Below are 12,894 nucleotides of genomic sequence, written 5' to 3'. Positions count from 1 at the left end.
ACGCGTCGCGGGCAGCTGCACCCGACGCGTCACACTGATTACCGGGTGGCGGCGTAGGCGCGACCAACGGCGGTCTGCCGGGCGTAGGCGAACGACGGCATGTCCCGCATCTGGCGGATGGGGATCTCCGTGTCGGCGCCGACCAGGTACGTGCCGAACAGGTGCCGGTCGGCCAGCTCGCACAGCTCGCCGAACCCGATCGGGCTGGCCAGGCCACGCAGCAGCGTGTACAGGGTCAGGTCGGCGTAGGTGCGCAGCGCGCACATCACGAGGTGGGTGGGGTCGTGGCTGGCGTGGTACATGCCGGCCTTGGTGATCCGCAGCCGGATCGCCTTCTCCGGCAGGCGTCGCACCCCTTCGAGCGGGATCTCGTTGCCGTCCAGGCGGGCGTGGACGAGGCCGCGGTCGACGACGTCGATCACGGACTCGCGGGTGGCGTCCTGCTTCTTGCAGACCGTGGCCATGCTCGGGTCCCGACGGCGCGGATACGGACTGACCAACGTGGGGTCGAACAGGTGGCCGATCACGCGCCAGCTATCGGCACTCAGTTGGTGACGCTTGCTCACGAGCAGTCTCTCCGATCAGTGGGTTCAGGCTGATGAAGCGGGGTGGGGTTGGGCAGTCACACATAGGCGGCGAAGGTCTTGCCGCGCCCGGTCAGGCAAGCGACAGCCAGGCTGGGCGTCTCGCGCATGTCGGCGATCGGTACCTCGATGTCGTCGCCGAGCAGGTGAGTGCTGATCAGCCCTCTGTCAGCGATCTCGCACAGCTCGCCGAAGGTGACCTTCGCGGTGAGCCGGTTCATCAGGAAGTCGAGGTGAAGGCTGTAGCCGTACGCGCGCAGCGCGCACAGGACCAGGTGTTGCGGGTCGGTGTGGGCGCGGTAGATCCCGGCTTTGGTCAGCCGCAGCCGGATCGCCTTCTCAGGTAGCCGCTTGAGCGGCCCGCGGGTGCACTCCTCACCGCCGACGCGGCCCTGCACGAGGCCGCGCTCAATGACCTCGATCACGTCGTCGCGGTCGACGTCCTGCTTCTGGATGACGGTGGCCAGGCTCGGGCTGGTTCGCCGGCTGAGCTGGTCCGGGTGGTACAGGTAGCTGATCACGCGCCATTGCCCGGCGCTGAGGTGACACTGGCTCACGAGCGGTTTCTCCGATCAAGGGTTGTCCGGAAGGGCTCGGGCCGGGCCGATCGCAGCGCCGTCGCGGCGACCGGCCCGAAGCGGGCTAGAACGGCGGCTCGTCGTCGGCCGCGGCGCCGACCGTCGCCGGCACGCGCGTCGAGGTCGACGCGGGCGCCGACCACGGGTCCTCCGGGGAGCCGCCCCGCGGGGCGGACGGCCGGTTCGGCGCGGCCCCGGGCTCGGCGGTGCGGGTGATCTTCTTGACCGTGGCGGTGGCGTACCGCAGCGAGGGGCCGATCTCGTCGACCTCCAGCTCGTAGACGGTGCGCTTCTCGCCCTCCTTGGTCTCGTACGAGCGCTGCCGCAAGCGGCCCTGCACGATCACGCGGCTGCCGCGCTTGAGGGACTCGGCGACGTGCTCGGCAGCGTCGCGCCAGATGTTGCAGGCCAGGAACAGCGGGTCGCCGTCACGCCACTCCCCGGACTGCCGGTCGAGGGTGCGCGGGGTGGAGGCGATCCGGAAGTTGGCGACGGCGGCGCCGGAGGGGGTGAACCTGAGTTCGGGGTCGTCGGTGAGGTTCCCGACGACGGTGATCGTGGTGTCGTTAGCCACGGCGGCGGACCTTTCTGAACAGGCGGAATCGGCGGGCGCGGGTACGGGGACGGTGCGGGCGGGCCAGGACGGCGGCGAAGGCGAGCCCCAACCCGGACGCCAGGTGCAGCGCCAGGTCGGCGCCGGACTCTGCGCGGTACGCGTTGGCGAGCTGCAGGAGTGCGGCGAGGGCGAGGAGCAGGCAGATCGGGCGGCGCATCAGCGGGCCTCGCGCCGGTTGGCGCCCTCGGTGACCGTGCGCCGGAAACTCTTGGCGCGCGGGTACTGGGCTTGCGGGTCGGTGTAGGGCCGCGACTCGGAGTCGACCGCGGCCAGCAACCGTGCTGTCGCCGGGTCAGTCTGGCCGCGGGGAACGTCCTTGGCCCTAGCCACGGCTCTGGTGTCCGGCCTGGCCGCGACGGGCCGCACTGTGCTGCGGCGCGCTGGCCGCGTCGTGCCCGGCGGGCATCAGGTGGCCGCGGCGGGCGTCGTAGACCGGGCGGGCGTCGGCGATGACGGCGCCCGTCGCGTTCTGGGTGCTGCCGGAGGGGTTGGAGCTGGGGTTGGATGCCATGATGAGGTCGCTCCTTGTGCAGGAGTGACGGGTGGCCCCGGTAGCTGTCCAGGCGGGAGGGGGCCGCCCGTGCCGCCGTTCTGGCGGTCACCGAGAAGGACCGACCGGGTTGCCCGGGTCGGTCCCCACGGTCGCCGTCGTACGGCGCTACTGATTTGCGGAATCGGCCTCGAAGAGGACCGTGCGCAGGATGATCGCCGCGCCGTGGTAGTCCTTGACACTCGCCCGCAGCGTGGTCATGCCGCCATCGACGTGCGGCGCCCACCAGGTGGCGCCGAGGACGTGAGCCCAGCTCTCGACGGCTGTCCGCCGAGCGTCGTCGTCGGACGCGGCGTAGGGGTCGCCGGTGATCCCGAGCGGGCCGACGGTCCAGACCATGGCGGGTAGGTCATGATCACGTATCAAGGTCTCGATGACCGTCAGGTTCCGCAACTGCCAGACCCGGCGGTCGGCGTTGTCGCTGGTCATCAGTGCAGGTACTCGTCGATCCAGGCCGTCGCTGCGCGGCGGGCGTCCCGGCGGCTGCGCTTGGCTTTGCGGGCCTCGTCGTAGGCGCGCCGCCAGCGGCGGGCCAGGTCGAGGCCGGCCTCGGCGTCCGTGATGGAGTGATCGAGGCTGATCAACCAGGCCCGGCGGGTCTGGCCGGGCAGGATCAGCCAGCGCAGCAACCGGTACCGCGAGGTGCGCCGAGAGAGGCGCTTGGACTGCGGGGCGTCGTCCCAGACCTCGGGGGCCGCGTCGTCCTGCAGTTTGACCCACCAGAGGATCAGGCCGACGACGGTGGCCGCGCCGAAGACCAGGCCGAGCCGGCCGCCGGCGTGGACCACGTTGGTGTAGACCGCGAACCCGCCGAGCAGCCCGGCCAGGGTCAGGATCTTCCCGATTGGCTTGGCCGGCAGGCCGGCGAGCCGGCGGCGGACCCGCCGGTTGGCCAGCAGCAGCAGGACCACCACGGACGGCTCCAGGATGCCCGGGACCATGAACCGGGTGGTACCGGTGACGCCGGCCCACTGCGCGAACTTGACCTGCCCGTATGCGGCGAGGAACCCGGCGATCCCGGCCACGGTCCACGACGCCAGGTCCAGCGTCAGGTCCCGCGCCGTGCGTCCGGTGACCAGGCTGCCGACCACGGACCCGGCGGACCAGGTCAGCATCAGCAGGATCGTCACCGTCGCCAGCCCGGCCGACAGGGTGAGCGGCCACGGCCAGCCCTGTACGACGCTCAGCGGCAGCCGAGACACGGCCAGCACGCCGCCGCCGGCGGCGGCGGCAACGGACACGGCCAGGGCCACCAGAGCGCCCGGTTTCGGCGACCGGTGGACGCTTCCGGGGGTGCCCGTCGCGACGGCGGCAGGAGCAGGCTCAGGCGTCGCGACACTCGTGCCGGCCGGGCCGGGATCGGTCGATTCCGGGGCCGGTCGAGGCTCCTGCTTCCCGGTAGGCGTCGCGACGGGGTCAGGCTCGGTGTCGCGACGCGGTTCCGCCTCGATCGGGTCGTCGGTGATGGCGGCCGGATCCGAACGCGTCTCGGCGGATTCGACGCCGGCGGATCGGTGGTCGAGGTCGGCGAGGGTCTCGCCGGTCAGGGCCGGGATCTCGCCGGTATCGGTCATGTCCAGGTTGCCGCGGTAGCCGTTGACCAGGGTGGACACGTACGGGCGGCGAGTCTCGATGCCGTACGCGGCCAGCCACTGCCGGACCGCGTCGGTCCGCGGACCGGGGCCGTGCTCACACGCGTAGCGGACCCGGTCGGTGATCGTGGTCAGCTCGGCAAGCGCTGCCGCGTGCGTCGGCTCGACCTCGATCGCCGGGCTGTCCGGCGGCGCGAGCGTCGCGGCCGTCACCGCGGGACCTCAGATCGAGCGATCTGAGCCAGCAGGTCGCCGACCATGTCGGTCGGGATGAGGCCGCGTTCGATCGCGGCGAGCTGGGCGTACTTCATCGCGATCCGCTCGCGGCCCTCGATGACTGTGGTCTTAAAGGACCACCGCTCGTTGTCCTCGGCGGCCTTGGCGAGCAGGTCAGCGGCCGACTTGAGGTAGTCAGTCATCCGGTCACCCCCGCAGGTACGTCGGTTTCCTCGGCGGCCAGCTCGGCGAGCTGGTCCGCGAGTTGCGGGTTGAGTTCGCCGGTCGTGTCGCTGTACTCGGTGGCGTTGGCGTAGATCTCCCAGCCGTGCCACTTCGGGTAGGCGCTCATCGACCGGTACGGCCGGCCATCATCACTGACGCCGTCGTGCCCTCCGGTCAGCATGTCGGGGTCATTGAGCCCGGCCAGGTGCAACCAGGACTTGAGTTCGGCGACCCGGTCGAAGTCGATCGACAGGGCGTCCTCGCGGAAGACGCGGAACGCTGTGGGGTCGGCCAGCAGGATCAGCTCGGCCATCACGGTGCGGCGGTTCTTACGAGTGCTCACGGAGCCTCCTTCGCAGAGTCTGAGCAGGTCAGGCACTCGCCGAGCGAGCGGGGAATGATGTAGGGCCGCACCTGCTCGCAGCTGCGACAGGTGCGGCGGGCGCGCATCGCCTTCGCGAGGGCCGTTCGCACGGCCGGCGTCGCGGTGCGCTTCGGCCGGGCCAGATCGAGCCGGTACAGATAGGCGGCTCGGACGCCGCCCACGCCGGCCCAAAGCACTTGCGCTGCAACGGGTTGACGGCCCGGACACAGACCGCGCCGGCGTAGCTGCCGGCGGGTGGCGAAGCCTTCCGGTGCACCCCGCCACCAGAAGGTGGGGATGCCGTACCGGGCGCCGTCCGGGTCGTGGAACGCGGCCCGGATCCGGGCCATCAGGCCGCAGGCCGCAACGCGGTGACCGACCGGGCCGGGGCCGCCCCGCGGGTGAGCCGGGCCTCGCGCCGCCGCTTGCGGCGCCAATCCAACTCGCTCAGGCCACGATCGGCCGCGTACAAGGCTTGGATCTCGGCGTCCAGCTCGGCGAGGCCTTTCTCGATTTGCGGCCACTCTGCCTCGATCGCAGCCAACTCGCACGGAGACGGCTCGGCCGTGCCGAAGTCGGCGGTGACATGCCACAGGATCCGCAAGGCGGACCACGAGCGCTCACCGTTTTCGTTACGCAGCAACGCGTAGGGGCCGTCGTGCTTGGGGTTGTCCGTGACGATCTCGGTGATCGTCCACGGGTCGTCGTCGGGCCGATCGCCGTCGACCTTGACCAGGTCATCGACCGCGAAGCCAGGATTCGTGTGCGACATGGAGGTCAGGAGTCCTTCCGGTCAGGCCGCCCGCGACCGGCGCCGCGAGGTACGCGGCGGCTCGGCCCGGCAGTCCGTGCATCTGGTCTGGTCCGGCGCGAGCGGCGCCAAGGTCGTACAGCCGGCGCAGGCGCGCCACAAGGCGCCCTGAGACGCGGTGATACGGACGAGCGAAGCGAGAGCAGCCATGGCAATCACGCCTTCACAGCTCGATCGGGAAGTCAGGAAAGGCGCCGCGCGGCGGCGCTCCCGGATCGGGTGCGACCTGCCGCGCGGCGTTACACAGAGGAGGGCAGCGACGGACTTTCGATCTCGCTCGCCTCGCTCGCCCGGGAAGACACCGGGGTCGGCCGCCAAGTGGCTCAATGCGAGGTAATTACTGCTCACGACAGTCCTGTCGCTGTGGTGCTGGCGCCGCCCGTATCGCCGTCTCCCGACGGGCCGGGTAAAGCGCCTGACCGTGGAATCAGCCGGTCAACGCTGCCTCTGTGGAGTTCTCAACGGACGACCGGGCACAGCGGTGTCATGGCGTGCGGCAACTAAGTGCCGCCGCTCGTGGCCTGCCGACCGGCGATCATGTTTGCAGGTCTGCGTGTCTGTATGCAGACTTGCGAACGACCAAACCGTACGCACGCGTCACATCGACTGTCAAGGGAGTCTGTATGCAGACCTGCGGAATGGCGTAGAGTTAGCCCAATGAGTACAGGGCCTACCGATGCGCGTCCGGCTCAGGTCCGCCTGGCCGACCACATCCGCATGCAGATCGAGCGTGGTGACCTGCGACCAGGGGAGCAGCTACCTACCTTGGACAGCCTGGCGGCAGACCACATGGTGTCCCTGGCGGTCGTCCGGAAAGCTGTCGACCTCCTTAAGCAGCAAGGTCTCGTCATCTCACAACAAGGAAAAGGGAATTTCGTCCGAGAACGACCCTCTGCCCGGCGACATGGAATCGATCGGTATAGCAAAACTCGCTGGAGATCGGGAAAGGCCATCCTGGTTGCCGAGGCAGCCGAACAAGGGCGTTCCGCCGAACAGGTTATTCGTGAACTCGCGGAAGTCCCGGCCCCCGCAGTAGTGGCTAACCGCCTAAAGATTGAGATTGGAACCCCGGTATGGGTACGTCGACGTACAACCTATGTGGATGGTAGGCCAAACCAGCTAGCAGATTCGTACTACGAACTGCCGGTCGTCCGAGGAACTCTCATTCGCGAGGAGAATACCGGTCCGGGTGGAGGGTTTGCGCGGCTGGAAGAGGCTGGCTACGAACTTGATGAGATATCAGAGGAATGGCGCGTCAGAATGCCGTCCGGGCCGGAGAGCGTGGCACTGGCGCTTCCGCCGGGCACTCCTGTCGTCGAATTGACGAGAACGACCTACGATACTGCGGGCCGCGCCGTCGAAGTCATGCTGGCCGTCATTAGCGGCGACATGGTTGAGATGGCATACCGATTCAAGATCCCAGACTGAGAGGCGCACAAGTGCAGGTCGTTGGTGCGATCACGGAAGCCACGCCCGGCGGTACGAACGAGGATTACTGGCTGGCCGGCTCTAGTTGGGCCTTAGTCCTGGACGGTGCTGGCCGTTATCCTGGCGAGGCCGGCGGATGTGTTCACCCCGTCACGTGGGTAGTCGAGCGTCTAGCCGAGAACTTGAGGAAGGGCCTTGAGGACTCTCCCGCGCAGACGCTTGAGGCCATCGTTCGCGGTGCGATCGAGGAGACCATTATCGACCACGGCGCGTCCTGCAATTTATCGGACCCGCTTTCTCCCGGTGCAGCGGGCGCAATTTTGCGCCACACCGGGGTCGCTATCGAATGGCTAGTAGTAGCTGACTGCGCGATTGTTGTAGAAACAGTTGACGACGAGACATTTGCTGTAATAGACGACCGTGTAGACCGCCTCTCCGAGGCGCCTGTTACGTCGGCGGAGGTGCGCACCTATTCCCCGGATTTCGTTCGCTCAGTGCGCAATAAACCCGGTGGATTCTGGGTTTTAGGTGCCGTCCCGGACGCTGCGGAAAACGGCCTCACCGGAAGCATTCCGGTGGCCAACGTCCGCCGCATCATGCTCTGCACTGACGGAGTCAGCAGACTTACCGAGCGCTACAATTGGACTTGGGCCGAAGTGTTTTCACAATTCCATACCCTGGGGCCAAAAGCATTGGTGGACGCCGTCCGCGACGCAGAGAAGCACGACCCTGACCCGACGCGCTGGAGAGGCAAGCGCCACGACGACGCCACTGTGGTCGTGCTTAGTCCGCGGTGAAGGCGGCCCTACATCGTCCAACGGGATCAGGTCTCTCGGTCTCTTACCGCATTGCCGGACATGAGTGCCCAATTGTCCTGCCCTGACGGCACCGTTTCGAGCATCCGGCGCAACATCTGGCGAGCCACGCCCTCTTCGTCGAAGTAGTGCGCCACCTCGCGCCCCTCCGATCCGCCCTCGCGGCCAAGCACCTGCCAGCCCATAGGCGTCCGGATCAGGTAGACGTCCCGGCGGGCGATGCCGTAGCGCCGGTTGAACCAGTGCTCGACCCGCTCATCCATCCGGCAAAGATAGAACAGGTGTTCGACGTGAACAACGGTACCTTGATGTCCGGCCCGCGGACTGACGATGCGAGTGGCCACGCCCCCTCATGCTTAACACTAGTCAGGTGTACACACGACTAGCACCGCGCCGTCAACCCGGCACCTGTGATCGCAAGCGGCTCACACCCTGAACCCAGGGAAGGTCGAGGTCAGCGAAGACAGGCGCCGAGGTGCCTTTGTACCGGCCCGTGGAGCGGGTGCGAGACCTTGCCGCCGAAGGCCGCACGGTCGCACCATGCCACCTCCGCAACCTCGCTGTCGGCGGCCACGTAGGCAGTCCCGCTGACCACCTCACAGGCGACGTACAACATGACCCGTCCGGTGGTGGTGTGAACTCGGCTGCCGAGCCGGCCCACCGCGCGCTGACCCTTGGTGGGCGCCGGGATCGGCGCCCACCAACTAGGTCCATCAGTCGTTGTCAGTCCCGAGCAGGTTGAGCTGTTCCTCGCTGAAGTTCGGGACGGCCCCGAGGTCAGGCTCGAGCAGATTGTTCAGGTGAGCCCGGACGCGCTCCAGGCTTTCCTCCCGGTCGCGACGTGCGGGTGCCTGCTTCATCGCCCAACTCCTGCCGGGGTGCAGCTCATCCCAGTCCGGGCGCGCGCCGCGGCGACGCCCGCCACCCGGGTCATGGTTACCGAAGCCCTGCAAGACCTGGTTCCACAGCGGCTGGAAGTGACCGATCAACAGAGCCTCTGCCAGGGGAACCCAAATGTCTTCCACGACCAGGAACCGGCAGCGGAAGTCCGCCGACTGCAGCTCGGGCTGCCCGACCGAGACGCCATGGTTCTCGACCTGTTCGATCGAGCGAGAGTGTTCACGCAGCCGGTTGAACAGCACCGGTTCCTCGATCGTCGACAGCACTCCCCCTACGCCGGCGCGGGCGCCCTTGGGGATGGCCCTACCGACGTACAGCGGGACCGGCTTGGGACTTGACGCGATCTTGGCGTACGGCTCGTAGGAGCCGAGGTAGTAGATGCAGTACAGGCCCGCGCCGGCGAACGGCGCCGCCGGCGGGAGCGGGTTCATCGGCTCCTCCAGCAACGCCCGCTCCACGCTCTGGGCGAGGTTCACCCGATCCAGGGGGTCGAACCTGGTGGTCCGCTTACGCTGAACCTGACCGTAGGCCGTTGGCTGCACCTCGCGGCCACGCTGCTTGAAGTAGCGCACAAGATCTGCTTCACGGAACACCGGCCCGCTGGCCAGGTCAGCGAGAGGGGCCGGGAAGTTCGCATCCCGCGAGCGCATGTTCGTCACCGCCTGCCTGCTCACGCCTCCAATCTTGGCGGCCTCCGCCATACCCGCCAGGCGCGTGTCGGCGTGCTCACGCCGAGGATCAGGCTCGGCGATCTGGAACAGGGTTTCCAACGCTCCTCCTTGTGTACAACGGACCCGGGAGCCCGTGTAGGGAGACAATAACCATGTACCCGTGTCTCCGTCAAGCGGACTTCCGTTTCCGTTGTACACGCACCCGACCGCCAAGTTCCATACGGAGCGGCGTGCTCTTTTGCGTTAAGCGTCAGATTCCGCCATCACGAGCCTGCCTGGCGAGGTCGGCCTCGATGGTGCGTATGGGGTAACCGCTGTAAAAGCTGATCTCCGGGATCGTGATTCCAGCCGCTCGCATCGATGTCACGACCTGCTTCCGATGCCGCGCCCGGGCCGCCCGGCCATGCAGGCGCCTTCGTTCCGTAGCCGTCGCGCCGGCGAGGAACGTCGTGTCGTCAAGGCTGTCCTCGGCGTAGAGCCGGCAGTCACCTAGGACGGGGCACGAGGCGCAGACAGCGCGGGCCGCGTCGAGTAGCTGCGGATCCTCGACGTCCCCGTCGAATACGGCTTGTTGGATGGCGAGGTCCGGGAACCCGTTCGCGAGGCGACCGCAGCTCTTGCCGGCCGGCGGCGTACCGATTGCGGCATGCAGAGGGAAGAGATGGTCCTGGGTCGTGCTGGTATCTGATGTCACGTCGCTTCTCCAGGTGGAGCGCGGGGGCCACGCCCACGCTCATGCACTTGAGAAGAAGCGACCGCCGGGTCTCAGGCTCGCGGATCGGTCAGTTCAGGCGTTGTCGCCGTTACCGCCGCGTGGCTGTGCCGTCTCGGCACCCGCGACACCATCGGAGTGGCCCCAGGCGGGGCTTCGTGCTGTTGTTCATGGTACCGCCGGACCGGGCTTGAACACCCTGCTCGGCTGGTCAATTCGGAGCTGCGATGAGACGGGCCGCTGGTGGCGGCCCGCCTCGGTTAGTTTCAGTCCTCCTGCGTGGCTGGACGCTCGCGCTTGGCGATGCGGCTGGCGAGCCCGTTCCAGAAGGACAGCCGGCTCCGCAGGTCATCGAACCGCTGGAGCAGGTCGTCGGTCGCCCATCCCTGCATCTCGATCAGCGGGGTGGGGTTGTTGCCGTCGGTGAGCTCCTCAAGCTTCTCGACGTTGTCCTCGAGGATCTCAAGGGACCGCGCCACCTGCCCCTTGAGTCGCGCGAGCGCCATGCTGGGCGTTTCCGCAGGCGGAGGTGTCGGCATCGGGCGATGCACACCCACCCGCGGGAACGCATCGTCACGCAGCCACCGGTCGGTGACTTCCACCTCGTCTTCGTTCGGGTCGGATACGAGGGCGCCGCTGTCGCTGACGTGGCCGTGGACCAGTTGACCGTTCTCGTCGACGATGCGTGGCGCGCGACCGGCGCGTCCGTCGATGATCGCCTGGTACAGCAGGCGCAGCCCTTGGGCCTCCTCCATCATCGCCCTCAGCACATCGTGGGGTCCGCGCTTGTCCGCGTTGGTGCCGCCACTGCCGTAGGGCTCGCGGCGCAGGGAACCCCATCGGGTGAGGTGGAACTGGGCGAGTGCGGCCAGCTCGGTGCGGGTCGAGTAGTCCCCGTCGCCGGTGGGCGTGTCCGCCGAGTCGGTGAGCTCCCGCAGCGCATCCTCGAGCAGCTGCTTTGGGGAACGGTCGGTCACTTCCCACTCGGCCACGGAGTACAGCCTGAGCCGGCAGGCGCGACGATAAACCGCCTGCATCGCGTCGATGCGACGGCGCTCGGGGTCCTCGGCCGGCATCCCCATGGCCAGGCTCCGGATCGGTCGCAGCGCCAGTTCCGCTGCGGTGTCGGCCTTGACCGACGCCGACGCCTGGGCGGCGGAGGTGACGTCGCGGATGGCACGCGACACGATGGGGCGAAGGTTCGGGCGCAGCATGGTCTCGATGACATGCGCGGCCTGCGCATCGGGCTCTCCGGGGAACCCGTGCCGCGCCGCGGTTGCCGGATCCATCAGGCCAGCGAGGTAGTCGTGTTCGTCATCGGAGATCGCGCCTTGGTGACGCAGGGCCCGAACGACGGACTCGGCCATGGCCTCGTTACGCCCGGTGGTGGGCCAGGGACGCGGACCATCGACGTGCAGCATGCCGAGGTAGCTGCTAATGGCCTGAGCGAAGTCGTACGGGGACCCCACGGCGGGCACGAAACGCAGGATCACCCGGGCACGCACGATCAGCGCGTTACGCCGTCCACGACGCTTGGCTGCGGTCCTCGACGTGAGGCCCGGCTCGTTGGGGTCGTCATTCAGGACGGAGTTGATGTATCGCCGCAATCGATCCCCGTCCGCGGGCAGGTCGTACATCGCGGTCTTGGCGTCCGCGATCCCGAGCACCTGGTGCGCGTTTGTCACCCGGCTTGAGCCCTCGGCCGTGGCCAGCAGACACGCCGGCGGTTCGCCGTCGGCGTGGTGAATCTCGTTGTAGACGACGTCGACGGGCATCATGATGCCCCGCTCGGCGATGGAGGCGGCGAGCTTGTTGTCGGACAGGATAAAGGTGCGAGCGCGTTCGGCCTCGGCCAGCACGTGTGACACATCGCGTGCCTCAGTACGCAGGGTGGACGTGGCCCCATCCGCAGACAACGGCCCCCGCAGCGGGCCCAGCTCACCTGCTGACCCGGAAGCGGGGTAGATCCGCTCCGCGAACGCCCGATGGTTCGTGACCATCGGCGTGACGCCTGGCGTCCACAAGTCGACCTCGATGAACTCGAACTGGCCGCCCACCACCGGCATGGTGCGCTTGGTGTTCAGTGCCGCTCGCAGACTGGCAGGGTCGGTGACCGCGGTGGCTAGCGCCCAGGCGAACGGCTCCGGCAGCCCGTCAGTGATTCCGGCCTCCGCAGCGCGCCGTACCGCAGCCATCTTCGGCAGAGCCGGCATGGGTTCGCTGCTCCACCGGCTCCAGGCGGTGTTCGCCGCCTCGTCTTCGGTCTCCGCGACGTCATCGGGGAGCTCGTCGCTGGTGAGACGGGGCAGTTCCGGGTCGTCGCCGTCGGCCTCGAGGGGGTTTTGGTCGTTCACGAATTGCTCCTGGTGCTCGTGGCGGTCCACCGCCGGCCTACCCGAAGCGATCACCTCGGGTTGAGGCGGCGGGCCCACGCGCCACGCCACCGACGTAACGGATCCCGCCCCTGGCGGGTGTGCGTCACGACGCGCCGGTATGAGAAGACGACCACAAGGGGAATCAGTCACGAAGAACAAACCTCGCGCTGCGTGCCCTCCGCCCTGGTCTAGGACGTCGGTCGACCGTGGTACCGGCCTCGTAGGGAGTACTTCATCATGCCCGAGGACCGAAACCCGCAAGTTCGTCGGGCCGAGCAGAAGAATCTTCGCTCGGCCCGACAGCGACGCTGGGCCACGAGGGTCTAGCCCCGACCGACCGAGTACCGCCAGCATGCCGTACGGAGCATGCGCGGAGGAGAACGTCTCACCGGAGCACTCCGCTGCAGGCCAGCGACAGTTACGAGCTTGGGCTGTAAATCCGTCGCGAAAGCTTCAG

The 12,894-nt window shown here is 68.0% G+C and carries 19 protein-coding genes; 3 read left to right on the top strand and 16 right to left on the bottom strand.

Annotated elements, in window-relative coordinates:
* Window positions 1-38: 38 nt before the first annotated feature.
* The 12 genes from AB0O15_RS14555 to AB0O15_RS14500 form a co-directional block, all read right to left on the bottom strand.
* Complete coding sequence (locus AB0O15_RS14555; protein ID WP_364318394.1) at window positions 39-464, bottom strand: hypothetical protein; 426 nt, start codon at window positions 462-464, stop codon at window positions 39-41.
* 158 nt (window positions 465-622) lie between these two features.
* Complete coding sequence (locus AB0O15_RS14550) at window positions 623-1,105, bottom strand: hypothetical protein (protein ID WP_364318392.1); 483 nt, start codon at window positions 1,103-1,105, stop codon at window positions 623-625.
* A 121-nt stretch (window positions 1,106-1,226) separates the two neighbouring features.
* Window positions 1,227-1,736 carry a single-stranded DNA-binding protein gene (locus AB0O15_RS14545; RefSeq protein ID WP_364318390.1) on the bottom strand — a complete coding sequence of 170 codons (510 nt, stop codon included), beginning with the start codon at window positions 1,734-1,736 and terminating at the stop codon, window positions 1,227-1,229.
* A complete protein-coding gene (locus AB0O15_RS14540) occupies window positions 1,729-1,935 on the bottom strand; it encodes a hypothetical protein (RefSeq protein WP_364318388.1) in 207 nt (68 codons plus the stop codon). Before AB0O15_RS14540 ends, AB0O15_RS14545 begins: the two co-directional genes overlap by 8 nt.
* Entirely contained in the window at window positions 1,935-2,108 is a 174-nt protein-coding gene (locus AB0O15_RS14535) for a hypothetical protein (protein ID WP_364318386.1), read from the bottom strand. Before AB0O15_RS14535 ends, AB0O15_RS14540 begins: the two co-directional genes overlap by 1 nt.
* The gene (locus AB0O15_RS14530; protein ID WP_364318385.1) at window positions 2,101-2,289 is read right to left on the bottom strand and encodes a hypothetical protein; all 189 of its coding nucleotides are present in this window, start codon (window positions 2,287-2,289) and stop codon (window positions 2,101-2,103) included. The genes AB0O15_RS14535 and AB0O15_RS14530 overlap by 8 nt, the downstream gene beginning before the upstream one ends.
* A 147-nt stretch (window positions 2,290-2,436) precedes the next feature.
* Window positions 2,437-2,757, bottom strand: a complete 321-nt coding sequence (locus tag AB0O15_RS14525; protein ID WP_364318383.1) for a hypothetical protein — start codon at window positions 2,755-2,757, stop codon at window positions 2,437-2,439.
* Window positions 2,757-4,133, bottom strand: coding sequence for a DUF2637 domain-containing protein (locus AB0O15_RS14520; protein ID WP_364318381.1), 1,377 nt, complete (start codon window positions 4,131-4,133; stop codon window positions 2,757-2,759). Before AB0O15_RS14520 ends, AB0O15_RS14525 begins: the two co-directional genes overlap by 1 nt.
* Window positions 4,130-4,339: a hypothetical protein gene (locus AB0O15_RS14515; RefSeq protein WP_364318379.1), complete on the bottom strand. Its 210-nt coding sequence runs from the start codon at window positions 4,337-4,339 to the stop codon at window positions 4,130-4,132. Before AB0O15_RS14515 ends, AB0O15_RS14520 begins: the two co-directional genes overlap by 4 nt.
* Window positions 4,336-4,674, bottom strand: a complete 339-nt coding sequence (locus AB0O15_RS14510; RefSeq protein WP_364319025.1) for a hypothetical protein — start codon at window positions 4,672-4,674, stop codon at window positions 4,336-4,338. The genes AB0O15_RS14515 and AB0O15_RS14510 overlap by 4 nt, the downstream gene beginning before the upstream one ends.
* A 26-nt stretch (window positions 4,675-4,700) precedes the next feature.
* Window positions 4,701-5,075 (bottom strand): RRQRL motif-containing zinc-binding protein, encoded by a 375-nt coding sequence (locus AB0O15_RS14505; protein ID WP_364318377.1) that lies wholly within the window; start codon window positions 5,073-5,075, stop codon window positions 4,701-4,703.
* On the bottom strand, window positions 5,075-5,497 hold the full coding sequence (locus AB0O15_RS14500; protein ID WP_364318375.1) for a DUF6284 family protein: 423 nt from the start codon (window positions 5,495-5,497) through the stop codon (window positions 5,075-5,077). The genes AB0O15_RS14505 and AB0O15_RS14500 overlap by 1 nt, the downstream gene beginning before the upstream one ends.
* On the opposite strand from AB0O15_RS14500, the gene AB0O15_RS14495 reads away from it, so the two are divergent.
* The 3 genes from AB0O15_RS14495 to AB0O15_RS14485 all read left to right on the top strand — a co-directional run bounded on the left by AB0O15_RS14495 (window position 5,496) and on the right by AB0O15_RS14485 (window position 7,761).
* Window positions 5,496-5,648 (top strand): hypothetical protein, encoded by a 153-nt coding sequence (locus AB0O15_RS14495; RefSeq protein ID WP_364318373.1) that lies wholly within the window; start codon window positions 5,496-5,498, stop codon window positions 5,646-5,648. The two genes, AB0O15_RS14500 and AB0O15_RS14495, sit on opposite strands and share 2 nt — an antisense overlap.
* 545 nt (window positions 5,649-6,193) lie before the next feature.
* Window positions 6,194-6,964 (top strand): GntR family transcriptional regulator, encoded by a 771-nt coding sequence (locus AB0O15_RS14490; protein ID WP_364318371.1) that lies wholly within the window; start codon window positions 6,194-6,196, stop codon window positions 6,962-6,964.
* Window positions 6,965-6,975: 11 nt separating this feature from the next.
* The gene (locus AB0O15_RS14485; RefSeq protein ID WP_364318369.1) at window positions 6,976-7,761 is read left to right on the top strand and encodes a protein phosphatase 2C domain-containing protein; all 786 of its coding nucleotides are present in this window, start codon (window positions 6,976-6,978) and stop codon (window positions 7,759-7,761) included.
* Between the two features lie 26 nt (window positions 7,762-7,787).
* Here the strand turns inward: AB0O15_RS14485 and AB0O15_RS14480 are convergent, their stop codons facing one another.
* The 4 genes from AB0O15_RS14480 to AB0O15_RS14465 all read right to left on the bottom strand — a co-directional run bounded on the left by AB0O15_RS14480 (window position 7,788) and on the right by AB0O15_RS14465 (window position 12,416).
* A complete protein-coding gene (locus tag AB0O15_RS14480; RefSeq protein WP_364318367.1) occupies window positions 7,788-8,042 on the bottom strand; it encodes a hypothetical protein in 255 nt (84 codons plus the stop codon).
* 450 nt (window positions 8,043-8,492) lie between these two features.
* A complete protein-coding gene (locus AB0O15_RS14475) occupies window positions 8,493-9,449 on the bottom strand; it encodes an Eco29kI family restriction endonuclease (protein ID WP_364318365.1) in 957 nt (318 codons plus the stop codon).
* 151 nt (window positions 9,450-9,600) lie between these two features.
* Window positions 9,601-10,044 carry a WhiB family transcriptional regulator gene (locus tag AB0O15_RS14470; RefSeq protein ID WP_364318363.1) on the bottom strand — a complete coding sequence of 148 codons (444 nt, stop codon included), beginning with the start codon at window positions 10,042-10,044 and terminating at the stop codon, window positions 9,601-9,603.
* Between the two features lie 284 nt (window positions 10,045-10,328).
* The gene (locus AB0O15_RS14465; protein ID WP_364318361.1) at window positions 10,329-12,416 is read right to left on the bottom strand and encodes a hypothetical protein; all 2,088 of its coding nucleotides are present in this window, start codon (window positions 12,414-12,416) and stop codon (window positions 10,329-10,331) included.
* Window positions 12,417-12,894 lie beyond the last annotated feature (478 nt).

Origin of the sequence: Actinoplanes sp. NPDC089786 (genome assembly GCF_040684855.1) — a bacterium.
Taxonomy (GTDB): Bacteria; Actinomycetota; Actinomycetes; order Mycobacteriales; family Micromonosporaceae; genus Actinoplanes.
Note: the sequence above shows the minus strand (reverse complement) of the source record. Positions and strands in the feature narration are given on the sequence as shown.

Excerpts from the sequence above, each read along its gene's own strand:
- AB0O15_RS14495 (WP_364318373.1), top strand. The coding sequence starts at position 5,496 with ATGGAGGTCAGGAGTCCTTCCGGTCAGGCCGCCCGCGACCGGCGCCGC.
- AB0O15_RS14525 (WP_364318383.1), bottom strand. The coding sequence starts at position 2,757 with ATGACCAGCGACAACGCCGACCGCCGGGTCTGGCAGTTGCGGAACCTG.
- AB0O15_RS14480 (WP_364318367.1), bottom strand. The coding sequence starts at position 8,042 with ATGGATGAGCGGGTCGAGCACTGGTTCAACCGGCGCTACGGCATCGCC.
- AB0O15_RS14530 (WP_364318385.1), bottom strand. The coding sequence starts at position 2,289 with ATGGCATCCAACCCCAGCTCCAACCCCTCCGGCAGCACCCAGAACGCG.
- AB0O15_RS14510 (WP_364319025.1), bottom strand. The coding sequence starts at position 4,674 with ATGGCCGAGCTGATCCTGCTGGCCGACCCCACAGCGTTCCGCGTCTTC.
- AB0O15_RS14515 (WP_364318379.1), bottom strand. The coding sequence starts at position 4,339 with ATGACTGACTACCTCAAGTCGGCCGCTGACCTGCTCGCCAAGGCCGCC.
- AB0O15_RS14490 (WP_364318371.1), top strand. The coding sequence starts at position 6,194 with ATGAGTACAGGGCCTACCGATGCGCGTCCGGCTCAGGTCCGCCTGGCC.
- AB0O15_RS14555 (WP_364318394.1), bottom strand. The coding sequence starts at position 464 with ATGGCCACGGTCTGCAAGAAGCAGGACGCCACCCGCGAGTCCGTGATC.
- AB0O15_RS14505 (WP_364318377.1), bottom strand. The coding sequence starts at position 5,075 with ATGGCCCGGATCCGGGCCGCGTTCCACGACCCGGACGGCGCCCGGTAC.
- AB0O15_RS14500 (WP_364318375.1), bottom strand. The coding sequence starts at position 5,497 with ATGTCGCACACGAATCCTGGCTTCGCGGTCGATGACCTGGTCAAGGTC.
- AB0O15_RS14540 (WP_364318388.1), bottom strand. The coding sequence starts at position 1,935 with ATGCGCCGCCCGATCTGCCTGCTCCTCGCCCTCGCCGCACTCCTGCAG.